Source organism: Qipengyuania sphaerica (genome assembly GCF_019711595.1).
Taxonomy (GTDB): Bacteria; Pseudomonadota; Alphaproteobacteria; order Sphingomonadales; family Sphingomonadaceae; genus Qipengyuania; species Qipengyuania sphaerica.
Window position 1 is genome coordinate 1,392,931 of sequence record NZ_JAIGNR010000001.1, and the last position, 14,022, is coordinate 1,406,952.

At 63.2% G+C, this 14,022-nt stretch carries 14 protein-coding genes and 1 pseudogene; 7 read left to right on the forward strand and 8 right to left on the reverse strand.

Annotation, left to right across the window (positions count from 1 at the left end; all coding sequences use genetic code 11):
• Nucleotides 1-13: 13 nt before the first annotated feature.
• Both K3178_RS06900 and K3178_RS06905 read left to right on the forward strand, forming a co-directional pair.
• Nucleotides 14-346 carry a YciI family protein gene (locus K3178_RS06900; RefSeq protein ID WP_221570596.1) on the forward strand — a complete coding sequence of 111 codons (333 nt, stop codon included), beginning with the start codon at nt 14-16 and terminating at the stop codon, nt 344-346.
• A gap of 70 nt (nt 347-416) precedes the next feature.
• Nucleotides 417-1,625 (forward strand): FAD-dependent oxidoreductase, encoded by a 1,209-nt coding sequence (locus K3178_RS06905; protein ID WP_221570597.1) that lies wholly within the window; start codon nt 417-419, stop codon nt 1,623-1,625.
• Nucleotides 1,626-1,725: 100 nt separating this feature from the next.
• Here K3178_RS06905 and K3178_RS06910 read toward each other — a convergent pair whose 3' ends face one another.
• The 5 genes and pseudogenes from K3178_RS06910 to K3178_RS14380 form a co-directional block, all read right to left on the reverse strand.
• Entirely contained in the window at nt 1,726-3,531 is a 1,806-nt protein-coding gene (locus K3178_RS06910) for an acyl-CoA dehydrogenase C-terminal domain-containing protein (protein ID WP_221570598.1), read from the reverse strand.
• 54 nt (nt 3,532-3,585) lie between these two features.
• Complete coding sequence (locus K3178_RS06915) at nt 3,586-4,029, reverse strand: MerR family transcriptional regulator (RefSeq protein ID WP_221570599.1); 444 nt, start codon at nt 4,027-4,029, stop codon at nt 3,586-3,588.
• Between the two features lie 32 nt (nt 4,030-4,061).
• Nucleotides 4,062-4,436: a phosphoribosyl-AMP cyclohydrolase gene (gene hisI / locus K3178_RS06920; protein ID WP_221570600.1), complete on the reverse strand. Its 375-nt coding sequence runs from the start codon at nt 4,434-4,436 to the stop codon at nt 4,062-4,064.
• Between the two features lie 340 nt (nt 4,437-4,776).
• The gene (locus K3178_RS14375) at nt 4,777-5,082 is read right to left on the reverse strand and encodes a ComF family protein (RefSeq protein WP_345719870.1); all 306 of its coding nucleotides are present in this window, start codon (nt 5,080-5,082) and stop codon (nt 4,777-4,779) included.
• A 237-nt stretch (nt 5,083-5,319) separates the two neighbouring features.
• A pseudogene (locus tag K3178_RS14380) lies at nt 5,320-5,622 on the reverse strand (double zinc ribbon domain-containing protein); the annotation flags it as partial.
• Between K3178_RS14380 and K3178_RS06930 the strand changes: the two are divergent.
• Nucleotides 5,564-6,352, forward strand: coding sequence for a methyltransferase domain-containing protein (locus K3178_RS06930; protein ID WP_345719858.1), 789 nt, complete (start codon nt 5,564-5,566; stop codon nt 6,350-6,352). The pseudogene K3178_RS14380 and the gene K3178_RS06930 sit on opposite strands and share 59 nt — an antisense overlap.
• Here the strand turns inward: K3178_RS06930 and ppdK are convergent.
• The 3 genes from ppdK to K3178_RS06945 form a co-directional block, all read right to left on the reverse strand.
• Entirely contained in the window at nt 6,349-9,012 is a 2,664-nt protein-coding gene (gene ppdK, locus K3178_RS06935; RefSeq protein WP_221570602.1) for a pyruvate, phosphate dikinase, read from the reverse strand. The two genes, K3178_RS06930 and ppdK, sit on opposite strands and share 4 nt — an antisense overlap.
• 116 nt (nt 9,013-9,128) lie before the next feature.
• The gene (gene glyS / locus K3178_RS06940; protein WP_221570603.1) at nt 9,129-11,246 is read right to left on the reverse strand and encodes a glycine--tRNA ligase subunit beta; all 2,118 of its coding nucleotides are present in this window, start codon (nt 11,244-11,246) and stop codon (nt 9,129-9,131) included.
• Entirely contained in the window at nt 11,243-12,142 is a 900-nt protein-coding gene (locus K3178_RS06945; RefSeq protein WP_221570604.1) for a glycine--tRNA ligase subunit alpha, read from the reverse strand. The genes glyS and K3178_RS06945 overlap by 4 nt, the downstream gene beginning before the upstream one ends.
• Nucleotides 12,143-12,337: 195 nt before the next feature.
• Here K3178_RS06945 and K3178_RS06950 point away from each other — a divergent pair, with 195 nt between their 5' ends.
• The 4 genes from K3178_RS06950 to K3178_RS06965 all read left to right on the forward strand — a co-directional run bounded on the left by K3178_RS06950 (nt 12,338) and on the right by K3178_RS06965 (nt 13,967).
• Nucleotides 12,338-12,658 (forward strand): UrcA family protein, encoded by a 321-nt coding sequence (locus K3178_RS06950; protein ID WP_221570605.1) that lies wholly within the window; start codon nt 12,338-12,340, stop codon nt 12,656-12,658.
• A gap of 85 nt (nt 12,659-12,743) precedes the next feature.
• On the forward strand, nt 12,744-13,139 hold the full coding sequence (locus K3178_RS06955) for a hypothetical protein (protein WP_221570606.1): 396 nt from the start codon (nt 12,744-12,746) through the stop codon (nt 13,137-13,139).
• A complete protein-coding gene (locus K3178_RS06960; protein ID WP_221570607.1) occupies nt 13,136-13,333 on the forward strand; it encodes a helix-turn-helix transcriptional regulator in 198 nt (65 codons plus the stop codon). The genes K3178_RS06955 and K3178_RS06960 overlap by 4 nt, the downstream gene beginning before the upstream one ends.
• Entirely contained in the window at nt 13,317-13,967 is a 651-nt protein-coding gene (locus K3178_RS06965) for a hypothetical protein (protein ID WP_221570608.1), read from the forward strand. The genes K3178_RS06960 and K3178_RS06965 overlap by 17 nt, the downstream gene beginning before the upstream one ends.
• Nucleotides 13,968-14,022: the final 55 nt, after the last annotated feature.

Below are 14,022 nucleotides of genomic sequence, written 5' to 3' on the forward strand. Positions count from 1 at the left end.
AAGGAGAAGGGCCATGCCCAGATATCTCGCATGCTACATGGGAACCCCGCCCACCTCCGGCGAAGCGCCGCCGCAGGAGGTAATCCAGAAGGGCATGGATGCCTGGCAGAAGTGGATGGAGGACAATGCCCCGGTGATCGTCGATACCGGCGGCCCTCTCGGCAAGACCAAGTCGATCGATGGCTCGGGCGTATCCGATACGAGCAATGCGCTTACCGGCTATGTCATCCTCGAGGCCGACAGCCATGATGCGGCCGCTGCGTTGTTCGAAAACCATCCGCACTTCGCGATATTTCCCGGCGATGCAGTCGAGGTGATGCCGGTCATGCCGATGCCGGGAGGCTGAGACAGCTTTCCGTCGGCGGATTTGCCATGTAATTCTTGGCATTCGAGGGAGCCTGAGGAGGGGAGCCGGGATGAACGTCAGCCGCAGGGCACTTATCGGAAGCGGCGCGGCATTCGCCTTGGCGGGCTGCGCTCGCACTTCGCCTCTGGGCCTTACTGCCCTGCCCGCTCGGCCACGTCTGGCGCCGCTACACGCCGATACCGGCCATCTGACGAAGGTAACCGTGTGCCTGCGCCCGTTCCGGCCCGCAGGACCACGGCTCGAGGCCGAACGCTACGGTGACAAGACGGTCGTCCACAATTACGGCCATGGCGGCTCGGGATGGTCGCTGAGCTGGGGTTGTGCCGAAGATGCCGTGGCCCTCGCAAGGTCCGGCGGAGCGAGTGAGTTTGCCGTGATCGGGGCGGGTGTCATGGGGCTCACGACAGCGCTCCGACTGGTCGAGACGGGTGCGCAGGTCACTATCTATGCCGATCAGTTCCCCTCCGAGACGCGCTCGGCGCGCGCGACAGGTGTCTGGTCGCCGAGCAGCCGGATAGGCCTCGCGGGCCAGGCCGATGAAGGTTTTTCGCAGCGCTGGGAAAGCTGGGCACGCCGTTCCTATGCGATCCATCGCAGCATGGTCGGGGTAATCGGTGATCCGGTCGAGTTCATTCCGGGATACGATGTCGCCGATCCCGACCGGGCACCAGGACCTCGTGCGAGCAGGCCCTTCCTCCATCTGGGGCGAACCGTCAGGGATATGGAGCCTCGGTGGAGCCGCCTTGGCGAGGAAGCTACGCCATTTCAGGGCAAGCGAACGTCATCGGGCCTCAGCATGGTCTTCAATGTCGCGAGCTATGCGGACCGCCTTACGCGGCTCTTCCTCTTGCGCGGCGGGAAGATGGTGCGGCGCAGCTTCCCCGACCGATCTGCAGTCTTGGCCCTATCCGAACCCGTCATCGTGAATTGCATGGGCTATGGAGCGAAATCGATCTGGGGGGACGCGAGCCTTGTGCCGGTCCGCGGACAGATCAGCTGGCTCGTCCCGCAACCCGATGCGCGCTACTCCGTTTTCTACGACGACGTCTTTGCCGTCTCACGCCGCGACGGGGTGGTCCTGCAATATACCGGCCCCAATGACGATTACGGGTATGGTATCGACCAGGAGACTGTCGATTCGGCCGAAACCGAACGCGTACTGGAGACGATGCAGCGCCTGTATAGGAGCGCGCAAATCGCCGCGCATCAGCATTTTCCTACACGCGCCGCCGCTGCTAACCTCGCATCGGCTCCTTGAAACCCGCTGACACGACAAAACGCGGGATATCCCGTCGAATGGGACACCCCGCGCATGTATTTGATCAACTAAAGCCCCAGCGTGACGCTGCGACTCGCGATTAAGCCGCCGTCTGGAAGGCGTCCTCGCCCAGTGCCATCAGGCTGTCGCTGCCCGCTTCGAGCTTGCGACGAAGCGCGCCGGCGTCGGGCAGGTAACGGTCCATGTAATAGCGCGCGGTGGCGAGTTTCTGTTCGTAAAATGCCTTGTCGTCGCCCGCGCTGGCGAGCTTCGATGCGGCGACCTTGGCCATCTTCAGCCACATCAGGCCGAGCGTCACGATGCCCATGATGTGCATGTAGTGATGCGCGCCCGCGCCGAGGTGGTTGGGGTTCTGCATCGCGTTCTGCATGAACCACATGGTCGATGCCTGCTGCTGGCCAAGCGCCTTTTCCAGCGCCTCTGCCATGTCCTTGAGCTCGTCGATTTCCTTGGCCGCGGCAATTTCTTCGACGACATGCTTGAAGAATGCCTGGACACCCGCGCCGCCCTTCTGGGCGAGCTTGCGGCCGCACAGGTCCATCGCCTGAACGCCGTTGGTGCCTTCGTAAATCTGGGCGATACGGGCATCGCGGACGAACTGGCTCATGCCCCATTCCTCGATGTAGCCATGGCCGCCGAAGACCTGCTGCATGTTGGTGGCGACTTCATAGCCCTTGTCGGTGCCGTAACCCTTGATGACCGGGGTCATCAGGCCGAGCAGGAGGTCGGCTTCCTCGCGCTCTTCCTCGGTTTGCGCCTTGTGGGTGAGGTCGACCAGCAGCCCGCCCCACAGGGCAAGCGCGCGCATGCCTTCAGTGAAGGCCTTGGCGTCCATCAGCATGCGGCGAACGTCGGGGTGGACGAAGATCGGATCGGCCTGAGCTTCGGGATCGGCGGGACCGGTCAGCGCGCGGCCCTGGCGGCGGTCGAGCGCGTAGGCAACCGCATTCTGGTAGGCGACTTCGGCCTGGCTCAGGCCCTGGATGCCGACGCCGAGACGCGCGGCGTTCATCATGATGAACATGGCGGCGAGACCCTTGTTCTCCTCACCGACCATCCAGCCCTTGGCGCCATCGTAGTTGAGCACGCAGGTCGAGTTGCCGTGGATGCCCATCTTTTCTTCGATCGAGCCGCACATTACGCCGTTGCGTTCACCCAGCGAGCCGTCCTCGTTGACGAGGAACTTGGGCACCACGAAGAGCGAGATACCCTTGGTGCTGTCGGGCGCGCCCGGCGTCTTGGCGAGGACGAGGTGGATAATGTTCTCCGCCATGTCATGCTCGCCGGCCGAGATGAAGATCTTGGTGCCGGTGATCGAATAGCTGCCGTCGGCCTGCGGTTCGGCCTTGGTGCGGATCATCCCGAGGTCGGTGCCGCAATGCGGCTCGGTCAGGTTCATCGTACCCGTCCACTCGTTCGAGATCATCTTCGGCAGGTACATATCCTTCTGTTCCTGCGAACCTTTGGCCATGATCGCCGAGATCGCGCCATTGGTCAGGCCCGGATACATGCCGAAGGACTGGTTCGCGCTCGAGATGAACTCTTCCATCACGAACCCGAGCACGTGCGGCATGCCCTGCCCGCCGTAATTCTCGTCAGCCGAGATCGTGCCCCAGCCAGCCTCGCGGAACTGGTCGAAAGCCTCCTTGAAGCCCGGAGGCGTGGTGACCGACCCATCGGCATTGCGCACGCAGCCATGCTCGTCACCGACGCGATTGAGCGGGGCCAGTACTTCGGCGCAGAATTTGCCGCCTTCGTTGATGACGGCGTCGGTCACATCGTCGGTCGCCATTTCGAAGCCGGGCAGGTTGCCGTAGCTGGCGAGGTCGAGGACTTCGTTGATGATGAAGCGCGTGTCGCGGGTAGGTGCGGTATAGATGGGCATTGTCTGTCCTTGGGAGAGAGTGTCGTTTCGGTGGCGTCTCGCCGGGGAGAAAATTTAGTCGAGCTGTTCTTCGACAAGCGAAATGAACTCGGTGAGTTCCTTGATCGAGCTGTCGATATCGGCGCGCTGCGCTTTCAGCTTGGCAACGTGCTTCTTGCATTTTTCCAGCGTCACGCGGCGCTGTTCGGCGCGGCCGTCGTCGAGATCGTAGAGGTCGATCATCTCGCGGATCTCGGTTAGCGAGAAGCCGACGTTCTTGGCACGCATGATCCAGGCAAGCCGCGCACGATCGCGCTTGGAATAGATGCGGGTGAGGCCTACGCGCGACGGGGCAATCAGCCCCTCGTCCTCATAAAAGCGCAGGGCACGCGCGGTGCAACCGAACTCGCTGGTGAGGTCGGAGATCGAAAACTGTTCGCGTTCGAGCTTGTCGGGCCGGTCAAGATGGGCACCGGCGTGGCGCCGATCGTTGTCTGCTTGGGGAAGCGGCTGGGTCATTCCACTCCCCTACCCCAACGTTTACGTAAGCGTCAAGACTTGACGGGTTGGAGAATGCCGCCCTCCAACCTGCGATAGAAACAACTCACCGCGCCGGTGTGGCAGGTTGGACCCGCAGGCAGGCATTTGAGGACGAGCGCATCCTGATCGCAATCGACAAGTATATTCTCGATTTTCAGTACGTTGCCAGAGGTTTCACCCTTCTTCCAGAGCTTGGCTCTCGACCTTGAATGGAAATGCGCGACGCTCGTCTCGATCGTGGCGTCCAGTGCTTCCTGGTCCATGAAGGCCACCATGAGAATCTCGCCTGTTTCGGCATGCTGCACGACCGCGCTGAGCAGACCCTGCGCATCGAATTTTGGCAGGAATGAGTTGCCTTGTTCGCGTGTAATCTGGTCGGGGGACACGATTGCTCCATGAAATTGTAAAATTACGACAGGATGTTGCAGGACCGCCACAAGGAGTGTCCAAAATCGACACTACCGCCACTTCGCATTTTGACGAACGGCTTTTTTGGGTGATGTATCGCTCCAGCAGGCACTGTGAGGCCTGCCCACCGGAACATCGGTGCCAGCAGAGCGCCAGGTTCAGGGGGTCCCGGATCCGCAGCCGCATGGGGGTTTACACGCGGCGCATCCGGTAACGATGAGGGATAGGACCGCGTGTGCATGCTGGGGGGCTGCACCAAACTGGTCCGGTGTATTTCGTCACGTGGCGCCCGGAGTTTTCGGACTCCGGACGTTTCGTTTATCGGGTGCGTGCGATCGCTTCGTCGAGCACGCGGGCGAAACAAGCGATAACGACCGTATTGGCTCCGGCCCGCTTGAGCGCCTTGACGCAGGCCGTACTGGTCGCGCCGCTGGTCAGGACGTCATCGACGAGCAGGATGTCGCGGCCCTTGATCGCGGCGGGCTGCGCCACGGTGATTGCTCCCGAAAGCACCCTTGCCCGGGCCTTGGCGCCCATGCCCCCAAGGCTCGGCGTGCGCTTCTTGCGGAGCAGGCCATCGACGAGCAGCTCTCCATATCCCGACTTTTCCAGTTCCCGACCCAACAGGGCTGCCTGATTGAACCCCCGGGTCCACAGTCGCCAGCGATGAAGTGGCACTGGCACAATCAATCGGTCTTGATCGCCCGGTGGAATGCGGCCTGCGATGAGCTTTGCCAACATGGGAGCAAGCGCGATCCGGCGACCATGTTTCAAGGCAAGAACCAGCTTGCGCGAAGTGTCGGTGTATAGAGTGCCTGCCGCTATGCCATCGTGCAGAGGAGGATTGCCGAGACACGGGACGCAGACGGAGCCTTCCGATGGTCCAATGTCGCCGAAAGGCCGCTGGCACAAACTGCAAGCAGGTTCGCCAGGTATCGCAAGATCGGACCAGCAGTCGGCGCAAAGCCCGCCCTGCTCCCCGACACTCTCGCCGCAAGCGGGGCATCGCGGAGGATAGACAAGATCGACGAACGGTGCCGCGCCCTCCCCCAGTGCCCTCCTTATCGTGGTTACTCTCCCCATCGGCTCGTGCTGCACGGCTTGCATGGCGAAGGCAAGCGCGGCAGGTGCGCTCTCGATGGATTCGCAGGCACCTCCCCGCATCTTCAGTCGCGAGCGCCGCAAGGCCGGTTACCGCCGGGCGCTGGTGCGCCAGTCGCAGCGCGATGCCGCGCGCTATATTCTCGACGATATGGTCGAGGACGTGCTCGACCGCCTCGAATTCATGCGGTTCGAGCCCAAGCGGGTGCTCGTCATCGGTGACTGGACCGGGACCTTGGCGCTGTCGCTGCGCGGTCGGGGGTCGCAGGTCGCAGAGGCCAATGTGCGTACGCTCGACGAGGAGCAGCCGCTCGAGGAAGCTTACGACCTGATCGTCAGCCTCGCCTCGCTTGGGCGGGTGAACGACCTGCCGGGTGCCCTGCTGCATCTCCGTGCGGCTCTGGCAGAAGGCGGCATGCTGATCGCCTCGATCATCGGCGCGGGGAGCCTTGCCAATCTGCGCCGGGCGATGATCGCTGCCGAGCCCGATCGTCCGGCTCCGCGGATGCATCCGCTGGTCGATACGCCTGCCGCCTCCGCCCTGATGCAACGGGCGCTGTTCAAGCGTCAGGTGGTCGACAGCCGGACACTCGAAGTGGCGTTCCGTTCGCTCGACCGGCTGGTGTCGGACCTGCGGGACCAGGGGCTGACGTCGTGCCTTGCCAGCGCCGCTCCGCCGCTAGGCAGGCCTGCGTTGGAGCGGGCGCGAGAGGCTTTCATGAAGACCGCCAACGGCAAAGAGCGCGTTCTCGAACGTTTCGAGATACTGACGCTAACCGGCTGGAAGGACTAGCGTAAACTCGCCTGCGCCGCTGCCAGCCTGGCAATCGGGACGCGGTAGGGTGAGGCGCTGACATAATCGAGACCGGTCTTTTCGCAGAAGGCGATGCTGGCCGGATCGCCGCCATGTTCACCGCAAATGCCGAGCTTGATGTCGTCCCGGGTCGCGCGGCCGCGTTCGGCGGCAAGCTCAACCAGCTGCCCTACCCCGTCGATGTCGAGGCTCACGAAAGGATCGCGTGCGAAAATGCCCTTGTCGACATAGTCGGTAAGGAAGCGCCCCGCATCGTCGCGGCTGACGCCGAGCGTCGTCTGCGTAAGGTCGTTTGTGCCGAAGCTGAAGAACTCTCCCACTTCGGCGATTTCTCCAGCCATCAGAGCAGCGCGCGGCAGTTCGATCATCGTGCCAACGAGGTAGTCGACCCTACAGCCCGAGGCTTCGAACACCTCGTCCGCCACCCGGTCGACCACGGCCTTGAGCAATTCGAGCTCGCGGCGGGTCGCGACCAGCGGGATCATCACCTCGGGCACCGGAGCCTCGCCGCTGGTCCTCGCAACCTCGCACGCCGCTTCGAAAATGGCGCGGGCCTGCATTTCATAGATTTCGGGATAGGTGATGCCGAGACGGCAGCCGCGATGGCCGAGCATCGGATTGAATTCATGCAACTCGCCCGCCCTACGCTTGAGCTGGTCGACCGACTTGCCCGTCGCCGACGCCAGTTCCTCGAACTCTGCGTCGCCATGCGGCAGGAATTCGTGGAGCGGCGGATCGAGCAGGCGGATCGTGCACGGAAGGCCGACCATCACTTCGAAAATCTTGACGAAGTCGCTGCGCTGCTCGGGGAGCAGCTTCGCCAGCGCCTCGCGCCGGCCCGCCTCGTTGTCGGCAAGGATCATCTGGCGCACCGCGCTGATGCGGTCTGCGTCGAAGAACATGTGCTCGGTGCGGCACAGGCCGATGCCTTCAGCACCGAACTGGCGCGCCATGCGGCAGTCGGCCTCAGTCTCGGCATTGGTGCGGACGCGCATCCGGCGGTGCCTGTCGGCCCATTCCATCAGTACGCCGAAATCGCCCGCAAGCTCGGGCTCGATCGTCGCGACCTCGCCCGCCATGACCTGGCCATTGCTGCCATCGAGCGTGATAATGTCGCCTTCCTTCAGCTCGCGATTGCCGATGGTGAGCGTGCGCCCTTCCCTTGCGATGGACACCTGCGAAGCGCCCGACACACAGGGCCGCCCCATACCGCGTGCCACGACGGCAGCGTGGCTCGTCATCCCGCCGCGCGCGGTGAGGATGCCGGTCGCGGCATGCATGCCGTGGATGTCTTCGGGGCTGGTCTCGACGCGCACGAGGATGACCTTTTCGCCCCGCCCGGCCCACAATTCCGCCGTGTCGGCATCGAGCACGATCTTGCCGCTCGCCGCGCCCGGAGAAGCGGGCAGCCCGGTGGTCAACACGTCGCGCGGCGCATCGGGATCGAGCGTGGGGTGGAGCAACTGGTCCAATGCCATCGGGTCGACGCGCAGGATCGCGGTTTTCTCGTCGATCAATCCCTCGCCCACCATGTCGACCGCCAGCTTGAGCGCGGCCTTGGCCGTGCGCTTACCGTTGCGCGTCTGGAGCAGCCACAGCTTGCCCTGCTGCACGGTAAACTCGATGTCCTGCATGTCGCGGTAATGCTTCTCGAGCAGGTCGAAGAGGCGAGCGAGTTCGGTGAAGGCTTCGGGCATGGCTTCTTCCATGCTCGGCTTGTCGGCGCCTGCCGCCTCGCGAGCCGCCTTGGTGAGGTATTGCGGCGTGCGGATACCCGCCACCACATCCTCGCCCTGCGCGTTGACCAGCCATTCGCCGTAATAGGCCTTCTCGCCGGTCGAGGGATCGCGGGTGAAGGCAACGCCTGTGGCGCTCGTGTCGCCCATGTTGCCGAACACCATCGCCTGCACATTTACCGCGGTACCCATGTCATGCGGAATATCGTTCAGGCGGCGATAGATCTTGGCGCGTTCGGTATCCCAGCTGTCGAAAACCGCGCTGATCGCGCCCCAGAGCTGTTCGACCGGGTCTTGCGGGAACGGGTGGCCAAGTTCCTGCTCGGCAATTGACTTGAACTCGGCGACCAGCGCCTTCCAGTCATCGGCGCTGAGTTCGGTATCGGCGTAATAGCCGTTGTCTTCCTTGGCGATTTCGAGCGCTTCCTCGAACAACCCGTGATCGACGCCGAGCACCACATCGCCATACATCTGGATGAAGCGGCGGTAGCTGTCCCAGGCGAAGCGTTCGTCGCCGCTGGTCCTTGCAAGGCCCTCGACGGTCTCGTCGTTGAGGCCAAGGTTGAGGACCGTATCCATCATCCCCGGCATCGAAACTGCCGCACCCGAGCGGACCGAGACGAGCAGCGGATCGGACGCATCGCCGAAGCCCTTGCCGACCGTCTTCTCGACATGGGCGAGCGCTGCCATCACGTCGGCGCGCAGCTTTTCGGAGAAATCCGAACCGCCCGCGAGGTACTTCAAGCATTCCTCGGTGGCGATGGTGAAGCCGGGAGGGACCGGCAGGCCGATGCTCGCCATCTCGGCCAGGTTCGCGCCCTTGCCGCCGGTGACGGTCTTGTCCTTCTGCCGGGCATTCGTATGCGGGGCATCGCCGCCGAAGGTGAAGACCGTATCCGTCACGTAAAATCCTTCAAACTTGACAAAGGTGACAGTCTGTCACCCGGTTTTTCGAGCCTCAAACCGCCGGTTTTCCGGGGTTTTCCGGCGCGATGCCGAAGTTGACACTCGCCGGAGAATTATCCCTCGATGCGGGAAAAATCGGCCACTTTGTGCACTGCAGCACGAAACTGTGCAAGCAGGTCGAGACGATGTGCCCGCTTGTTTTCTTCGTCCGCATTTACCGTGACTTCTTCAAAGAAACGGTCGATCGGCGCGCGCAGCGAGGCGAGCGCCGACATGGCGGCAGAGAAGTCCTCGGCCTCGATGGCCTTGGCCGCTGCGGGTTCAGCCGTGTCCAGAGCATCCATGAGTGCCTTTTCGGCAGGTTCGAATGAGTAGGAAAGCTCTTTCGCATGGCGCTCGGCCATCTTGGCTTCGATGACGGCGCGCATGTCGGGATCATCGACAAGGGCCAGCGGGTCTTCCTCGCCGGTGCGGGCGATTTCGCCTTCCGCGCCGTGCCAGTCTTCCTTCTTGAGGATGTTGGCCGCGCGCTTGTAGCCGGCGAGCAGGTTGGCGCCGTCTTCGGTGTCCATGAAAGACTGGAGCGCCTTCACGCGGGCGAGCAGACGGACGAGATCGTCCTCTCCGCCGAGTGCGAAGACCGCATCGATGAGGTCATGGCGGACGCCGGCTTCCCGCTGCTGGACCTTGAGGCGGTCGGCGAAGAAATCGAGCAAATCGCCTTGGGCAATCCCCATTCTCAACGCATTGTCCTGAACAATACGGATGATACCCAATGCCGCACGCCGCAGCGCGAACGGGTCTTTCGATCCGGTCGGCTTCTCGTCAATTGAGAAGAAACTGCGGAGCGTATCCAGCTTGTCCGCCAGGCTCACTGCCACCGTGACCGGAGCAGTCGGCACCTCGTCGCCCTGCCCGACCGGCTTGTAGTGATCGCGGATCGCGTCGGCGACTGCATCGGGCAGGCCCTCGGCGCGGGCGTAGTAGCCGCCCATCAGGCCCTGCAGTTCGGGAAACTCGCCGACCATCTCGGTGACAAGGTCGGCCTTGGCGAGGCGTGCGGCCTGCTCGGCCAATTCCGGGTCGGCATGTTTGACAATGCCTTCCTCGACCAGCCAGCGCGCAAGCTCGGCCACGCGGTCGACCTTGTCGGCGACCGTGCCCAGCTTTTCGTGGAAGGTAATCCGCTCCAGCCCCTTGGCGTGCTCGGCTAGCGTCTTCTTGCGATCGACGTCCCAGAAGAAGCGCGCGTCGGACAGGCGGGCGGCGAGGACCTTGCGGTTCCCGTCGACCACTCGCGCGCCGCCGTCTTCCGCCTCGATATTGGCGGTGCAGATGAAGGCGTTGGCGAGCTCGCCCTGCACATCTTCGCAGACGAAATACTTCTGGTTCACGCGCGCCGTGAGCTGGATCGTCTCGGGCGGGACCTCGAGGAAATCTTCCTCGAAGCGGCCGAGCAGCGGGACGGGCCATTCGGTCAGGCCCGCGTTCTCGATCACCAGCCCTTCGTCCTCGACCAGCTTGAGAGCTGCTTCGGAAGCAACCTTGGCGGCACCCGAACGGATCAGGTCCTGCCGTTCCTCATGGTCGACTATGACATGGCCAGCGCGCAGCTTCATCGCGTAGTCGGCGGCATTGCCGATGGTGATATCGCCCGAATGGTGGAAGCGGTGGCCCAGCGTGACCGACCCCGAAGTAACGCCATGCACTTCGCATTCGATCACATCGTCACCCAGCAGCGCTACGATGCCCGAGAGCGGACGCACCCAGCGAAGGCTCTCGGTGCTGATCGAGGCAGCGCCCCAGCGCATCGACTTGGGCCAGCTGAAATCGCGCACGATCGCGGGGATAGCCTCGGCCAGCAGGTCCTTCGTGGCGCGACCGGGGATGTTCTTGACGGCGAAATAGGTCGCCCTGCCCTTCACGTCGCGGGTTTCGAGCGCGGACTTGTCGACACCGGCCTTGCGGCAGAAGCCCTCCAGCGCGGCGTCGGGTGCGCCAACGGGCGGGCCTTTCAGCTCCTCGCTCACGGCCTCGGTCGCTTGCGGAAGTCCGCGCGCGATCAGCGCAAGGCGGCGCGGGGTGGACCAGACGGTGATCTCGCCGGCTTCGACACCGGCCGCATCCATCTCGCGGCGGAACAGCTTTTCGAGTTCGGCGCGCGCGCCCGCCTGCATCCGGGCAGGAATTTCTTCGCTGCGAAGTTCGAGGAGGAAGTCGGAGCCGCTCATTTCGACCACTCCGGATATTTCTCGGCCCAACCGGCGGCTTCCTTTGCCATGTGTGCCTCGCAAGAGCCGCGCGCGAGGTCGCGGACGCGGCCCATGTAGCTGGCGCGTTCCTGCACGCTGATCACGCCGCGCGCCTGCAGGAGGTTGAAGATGTGGCTGGCCTCGACCGCCTGCTCGTATGCGGCGATCGGCACTTCATTGGCGAGCGCGTTCCTGCACTCGGCCTCGGCCTTGTTGAACAGGTCGAACAGCGCGTCGGTCTCGGCAACCTCGAAGTTCCACTTCGACATCTGTTTCTCGTTTTCGAGGAACACGTCGCCGTAGGTGACGCCCTGCCCGTTGAAATCGAGGTCGTAGACGTTGTCGACGCCCTGGATATACATGGCGAGGCGTTCGAGGCCGTAGGTCAGCTCGCCCGCGACCGGCTTGCAGTCGAAGCCGCCCATCTGCTGGAAATAGGTGAACTGCGTGACTTCCATCCCGTCGCACCAGACTTCCCAGCCGAGGCCCCATGCGCCCAGCGTCGGGCTTTCCCAGTCGTCTTCCACGAAGCGGATATCGTGCTTCAGCGGATCGATACCGATCACGCGCAGGCTCTGGTGATAAAGGTCCTGGATGTCGGGCGGGCTCGGCTTCAGGATCACCTGGTACTGGTAATAATGCTGCAGCCGGTTCGGGTTCTCGCCATAGCGCCCGTCGGTGGGGCGGCGGCAGGGCTGCACGAAGGCCGCATTCCACGGTTCCGGGCCCAGCGCGCGCAGCGTGGTGGCGGTGTGGAAAGTGCCCGCGCCCATACGCATGTCGTAGGGCTGCAGGATGAGACACCCCTGCGCCGCCCAGAAATCGTGCAGCGCGAGGATCATGTCCTGGAAAGATTTACGCGGATTACGGTCCATGGCGCGGGGCAATGGCGGAGGCGCATACACCGGTCAATAGCGCGTTGGCCGCAGGGGCTAATCGGAAGGTTCTCCATACATTTTGTCAGGTAGTGTTGACATTGTAAGCGAATCGCGACATATAGTCAGCACAACCTGACAAAACGGAAGGTTGACCTAACCAACTGGACCCTACATCCAAGCTGGAGACCGACAATGAAGAATACCATCGTATTTGCCGCCGCGGCCCTGGCCGCAATCGCCACCCCCGCCATCGCTGCCGATACCCCCACCGCCACGGTGGACACCAGCGGTCTCGACCTGACGAAGCGCGCCGACCAGCTCCGCCTCGAAGAGCGTGTCGATACCGCCGCCCGCCTGATCTGCCGCTCGGGCAACCGCGACGCGATGTCGCGCAAGCTCGAACGCGAATGCCGCGCGTCTGGCGAGGCCGATGCGGCGCCGAAGATCGCGCTCGCCATCGCCGCTGCGCGCAAGGAACGCTTCGCCACTGTCCATTTGGGCCCCAACGCATGAGCCCCCGCAGGGCGGTGGACCGGATTACCTCCGCTCTGCCGCCCCGCACCCCCTTAGTTTTGCTTGACCAGGACCGGACTGCACAATGAATTTTCTCTTAGACAAAGACGCCGGCAGCGCCTTCGTCCGCACAGCCTACATCGGGTTTTTCGCGGCGCTGGTGCTGATCTGGAACGAGATACGTCCCCTGCCAGATGCATTTCCCTTTGCGGCATCGGCCTTCGTTCTCGGCACGCTCGTCATCGCCTTCTGGCGGCGCAAGCGAGACGAATACACCTTCGCCCTGTGGACCGCAGGGGCTTCGATGGGGTTCGGCGCCTTCGTGCTGTTCTACTTCGGCGGCGCATTCATCGAGGGTGTCTACGATGGTGCCACCGGACGCGAGCGCCAGATGGATTTCGAGGCGCAGGGCATGGAACTGGTGGCAATTACCACTTTCTACCTCGCGATTATCTGGAAGCATCTTAGGGGCGGCACATGAACAATCGCCTGAAGGTCCTGCGTGCCGAACGCAACTGGAGCCAGGCCGAGCTGGCCGTCCACCTCGACGTCTCGCGGCAAGCCGTGAACGCGATCGAGACGGGCAAGCACGACCCCTCGCTCCCCCTCGCCTTTCGTATTTCCCGCCTGTTTGACATGCCGATCGAGGAGATTTTCGATGACGGCCAATCATGAACATTCCGCCGAACCCACAGCGCTGCAGAACCTTGCGCGCTGGGCCCAGGTTTTCATCGCCAGCCTGCTGCTGATCTTCTCGCTGGGTCTCCTGACGGGTATCATAACGGCCATCGCGGAGGACGCCGTGGTGACGGCCAAGGATGTCGGACTTGTCGCGGGCGCTGTGGCGCTCATCGCAGGGTCCATGTTCTGGCTTTGGAAGCTCAGGCCCTTCACGGACAATGGCGAACCGATTTCGGAGCGGACAAAGCGCACGCGGCGTTACCTGGCGCTGTCGATGGCCATCGGCGTAGCCCTGGGCATAGGCTTCTCCATGTCGGGGATGTCCGAGGGGGATAGCTCCAGCGTGTTCAGCAACAGCCCGTTGCCCACCATGCCTGCAATCGTCCTGTCGGTTATCTACCTGCTTCTAGTGCCGATTGTGGGATGGCTCTGGCATCGCTCCATCGACGAGCACGAGGCTGCCGCCAACAGCGTCGGCGCGCTGGCCGGTATCTACGCCTACTCGATGATCACCCCCGTGTGGTGGGTCGGCGAGCGAGCCGATCTCCTGCCCCCGCAACAGCCGATGGTCGTGTTCCTGATCGTCATGGCCGTCTGGGGCGCCGTCTGGGCCTTCAAGCGCACCTGAGAATTGAAAACCCAACCCAAATCACGTCAATAGAAATTCACGATGAAGAGAGATT

What these genes read in the sequence shown, in the direction of transcription:
- K3178_RS06900 (WP_221570596.1), top strand. Translation starts at nt 14, where the DNA reads ATGCCCAGATATCTCGCATGCTACATGGGAACCCCGCCCACCTCCGGC.
- K3178_RS06905 (WP_221570597.1), top strand. Translation starts at nt 417, where the DNA reads ATGAACGTCAGCCGCAGGGCACTTATCGGAAGCGGCGCGGCATTCGCC.
- K3178_RS06910 (WP_221570598.1), bottom strand. Translation starts at nt 3,531, where the DNA reads ATGCCCATCTATACCGCACCTACCCGCGACACGCGCTTCATCATCAAC.
- K3178_RS06915 (WP_221570599.1), bottom strand. Translation starts at nt 4,029, where the DNA reads ATGACCCAGCCGCTTCCCCAAGCAGACAACGATCGGCGCCACGCCGGT.
- K3178_RS06930 (WP_345719858.1), top strand. Translation starts at nt 5,564, where the DNA reads ATGGCGAAGGCAAGCGCGGCAGGTGCGCTCTCGATGGATTCGCAGGCA.
- glyS (WP_221570603.1), bottom strand. Translation starts at nt 11,246, where the DNA reads ATGAGCGGCTCCGACTTCCTCCTCGAACTTCGCAGCGAAGAAATTCCT.
- K3178_RS06945 (WP_221570604.1), bottom strand. Translation starts at nt 12,142, where the DNA reads ATGGACCGTAATCCGCGTAAATCTTTCCAGGACATGATCCTCGCGCTG.
- K3178_RS06950 (WP_221570605.1), top strand. Translation starts at nt 12,338, where the DNA reads ATGAAGAATACCATCGTATTTGCCGCCGCGGCCCTGGCCGCAATCGCC.
- K3178_RS06955 (WP_221570606.1), top strand. Translation starts at nt 12,744, where the DNA reads ATGAATTTTCTCTTAGACAAAGACGCCGGCAGCGCCTTCGTCCGCACA.
- K3178_RS06960 (WP_221570607.1), top strand. Translation starts at nt 13,136, where the DNA reads ATGAACAATCGCCTGAAGGTCCTGCGTGCCGAACGCAACTGGAGCCAG.
- K3178_RS06965 (WP_221570608.1), top strand. Translation starts at nt 13,317, where the DNA reads ATGACGGCCAATCATGAACATTCCGCCGAACCCACAGCGCTGCAGAAC.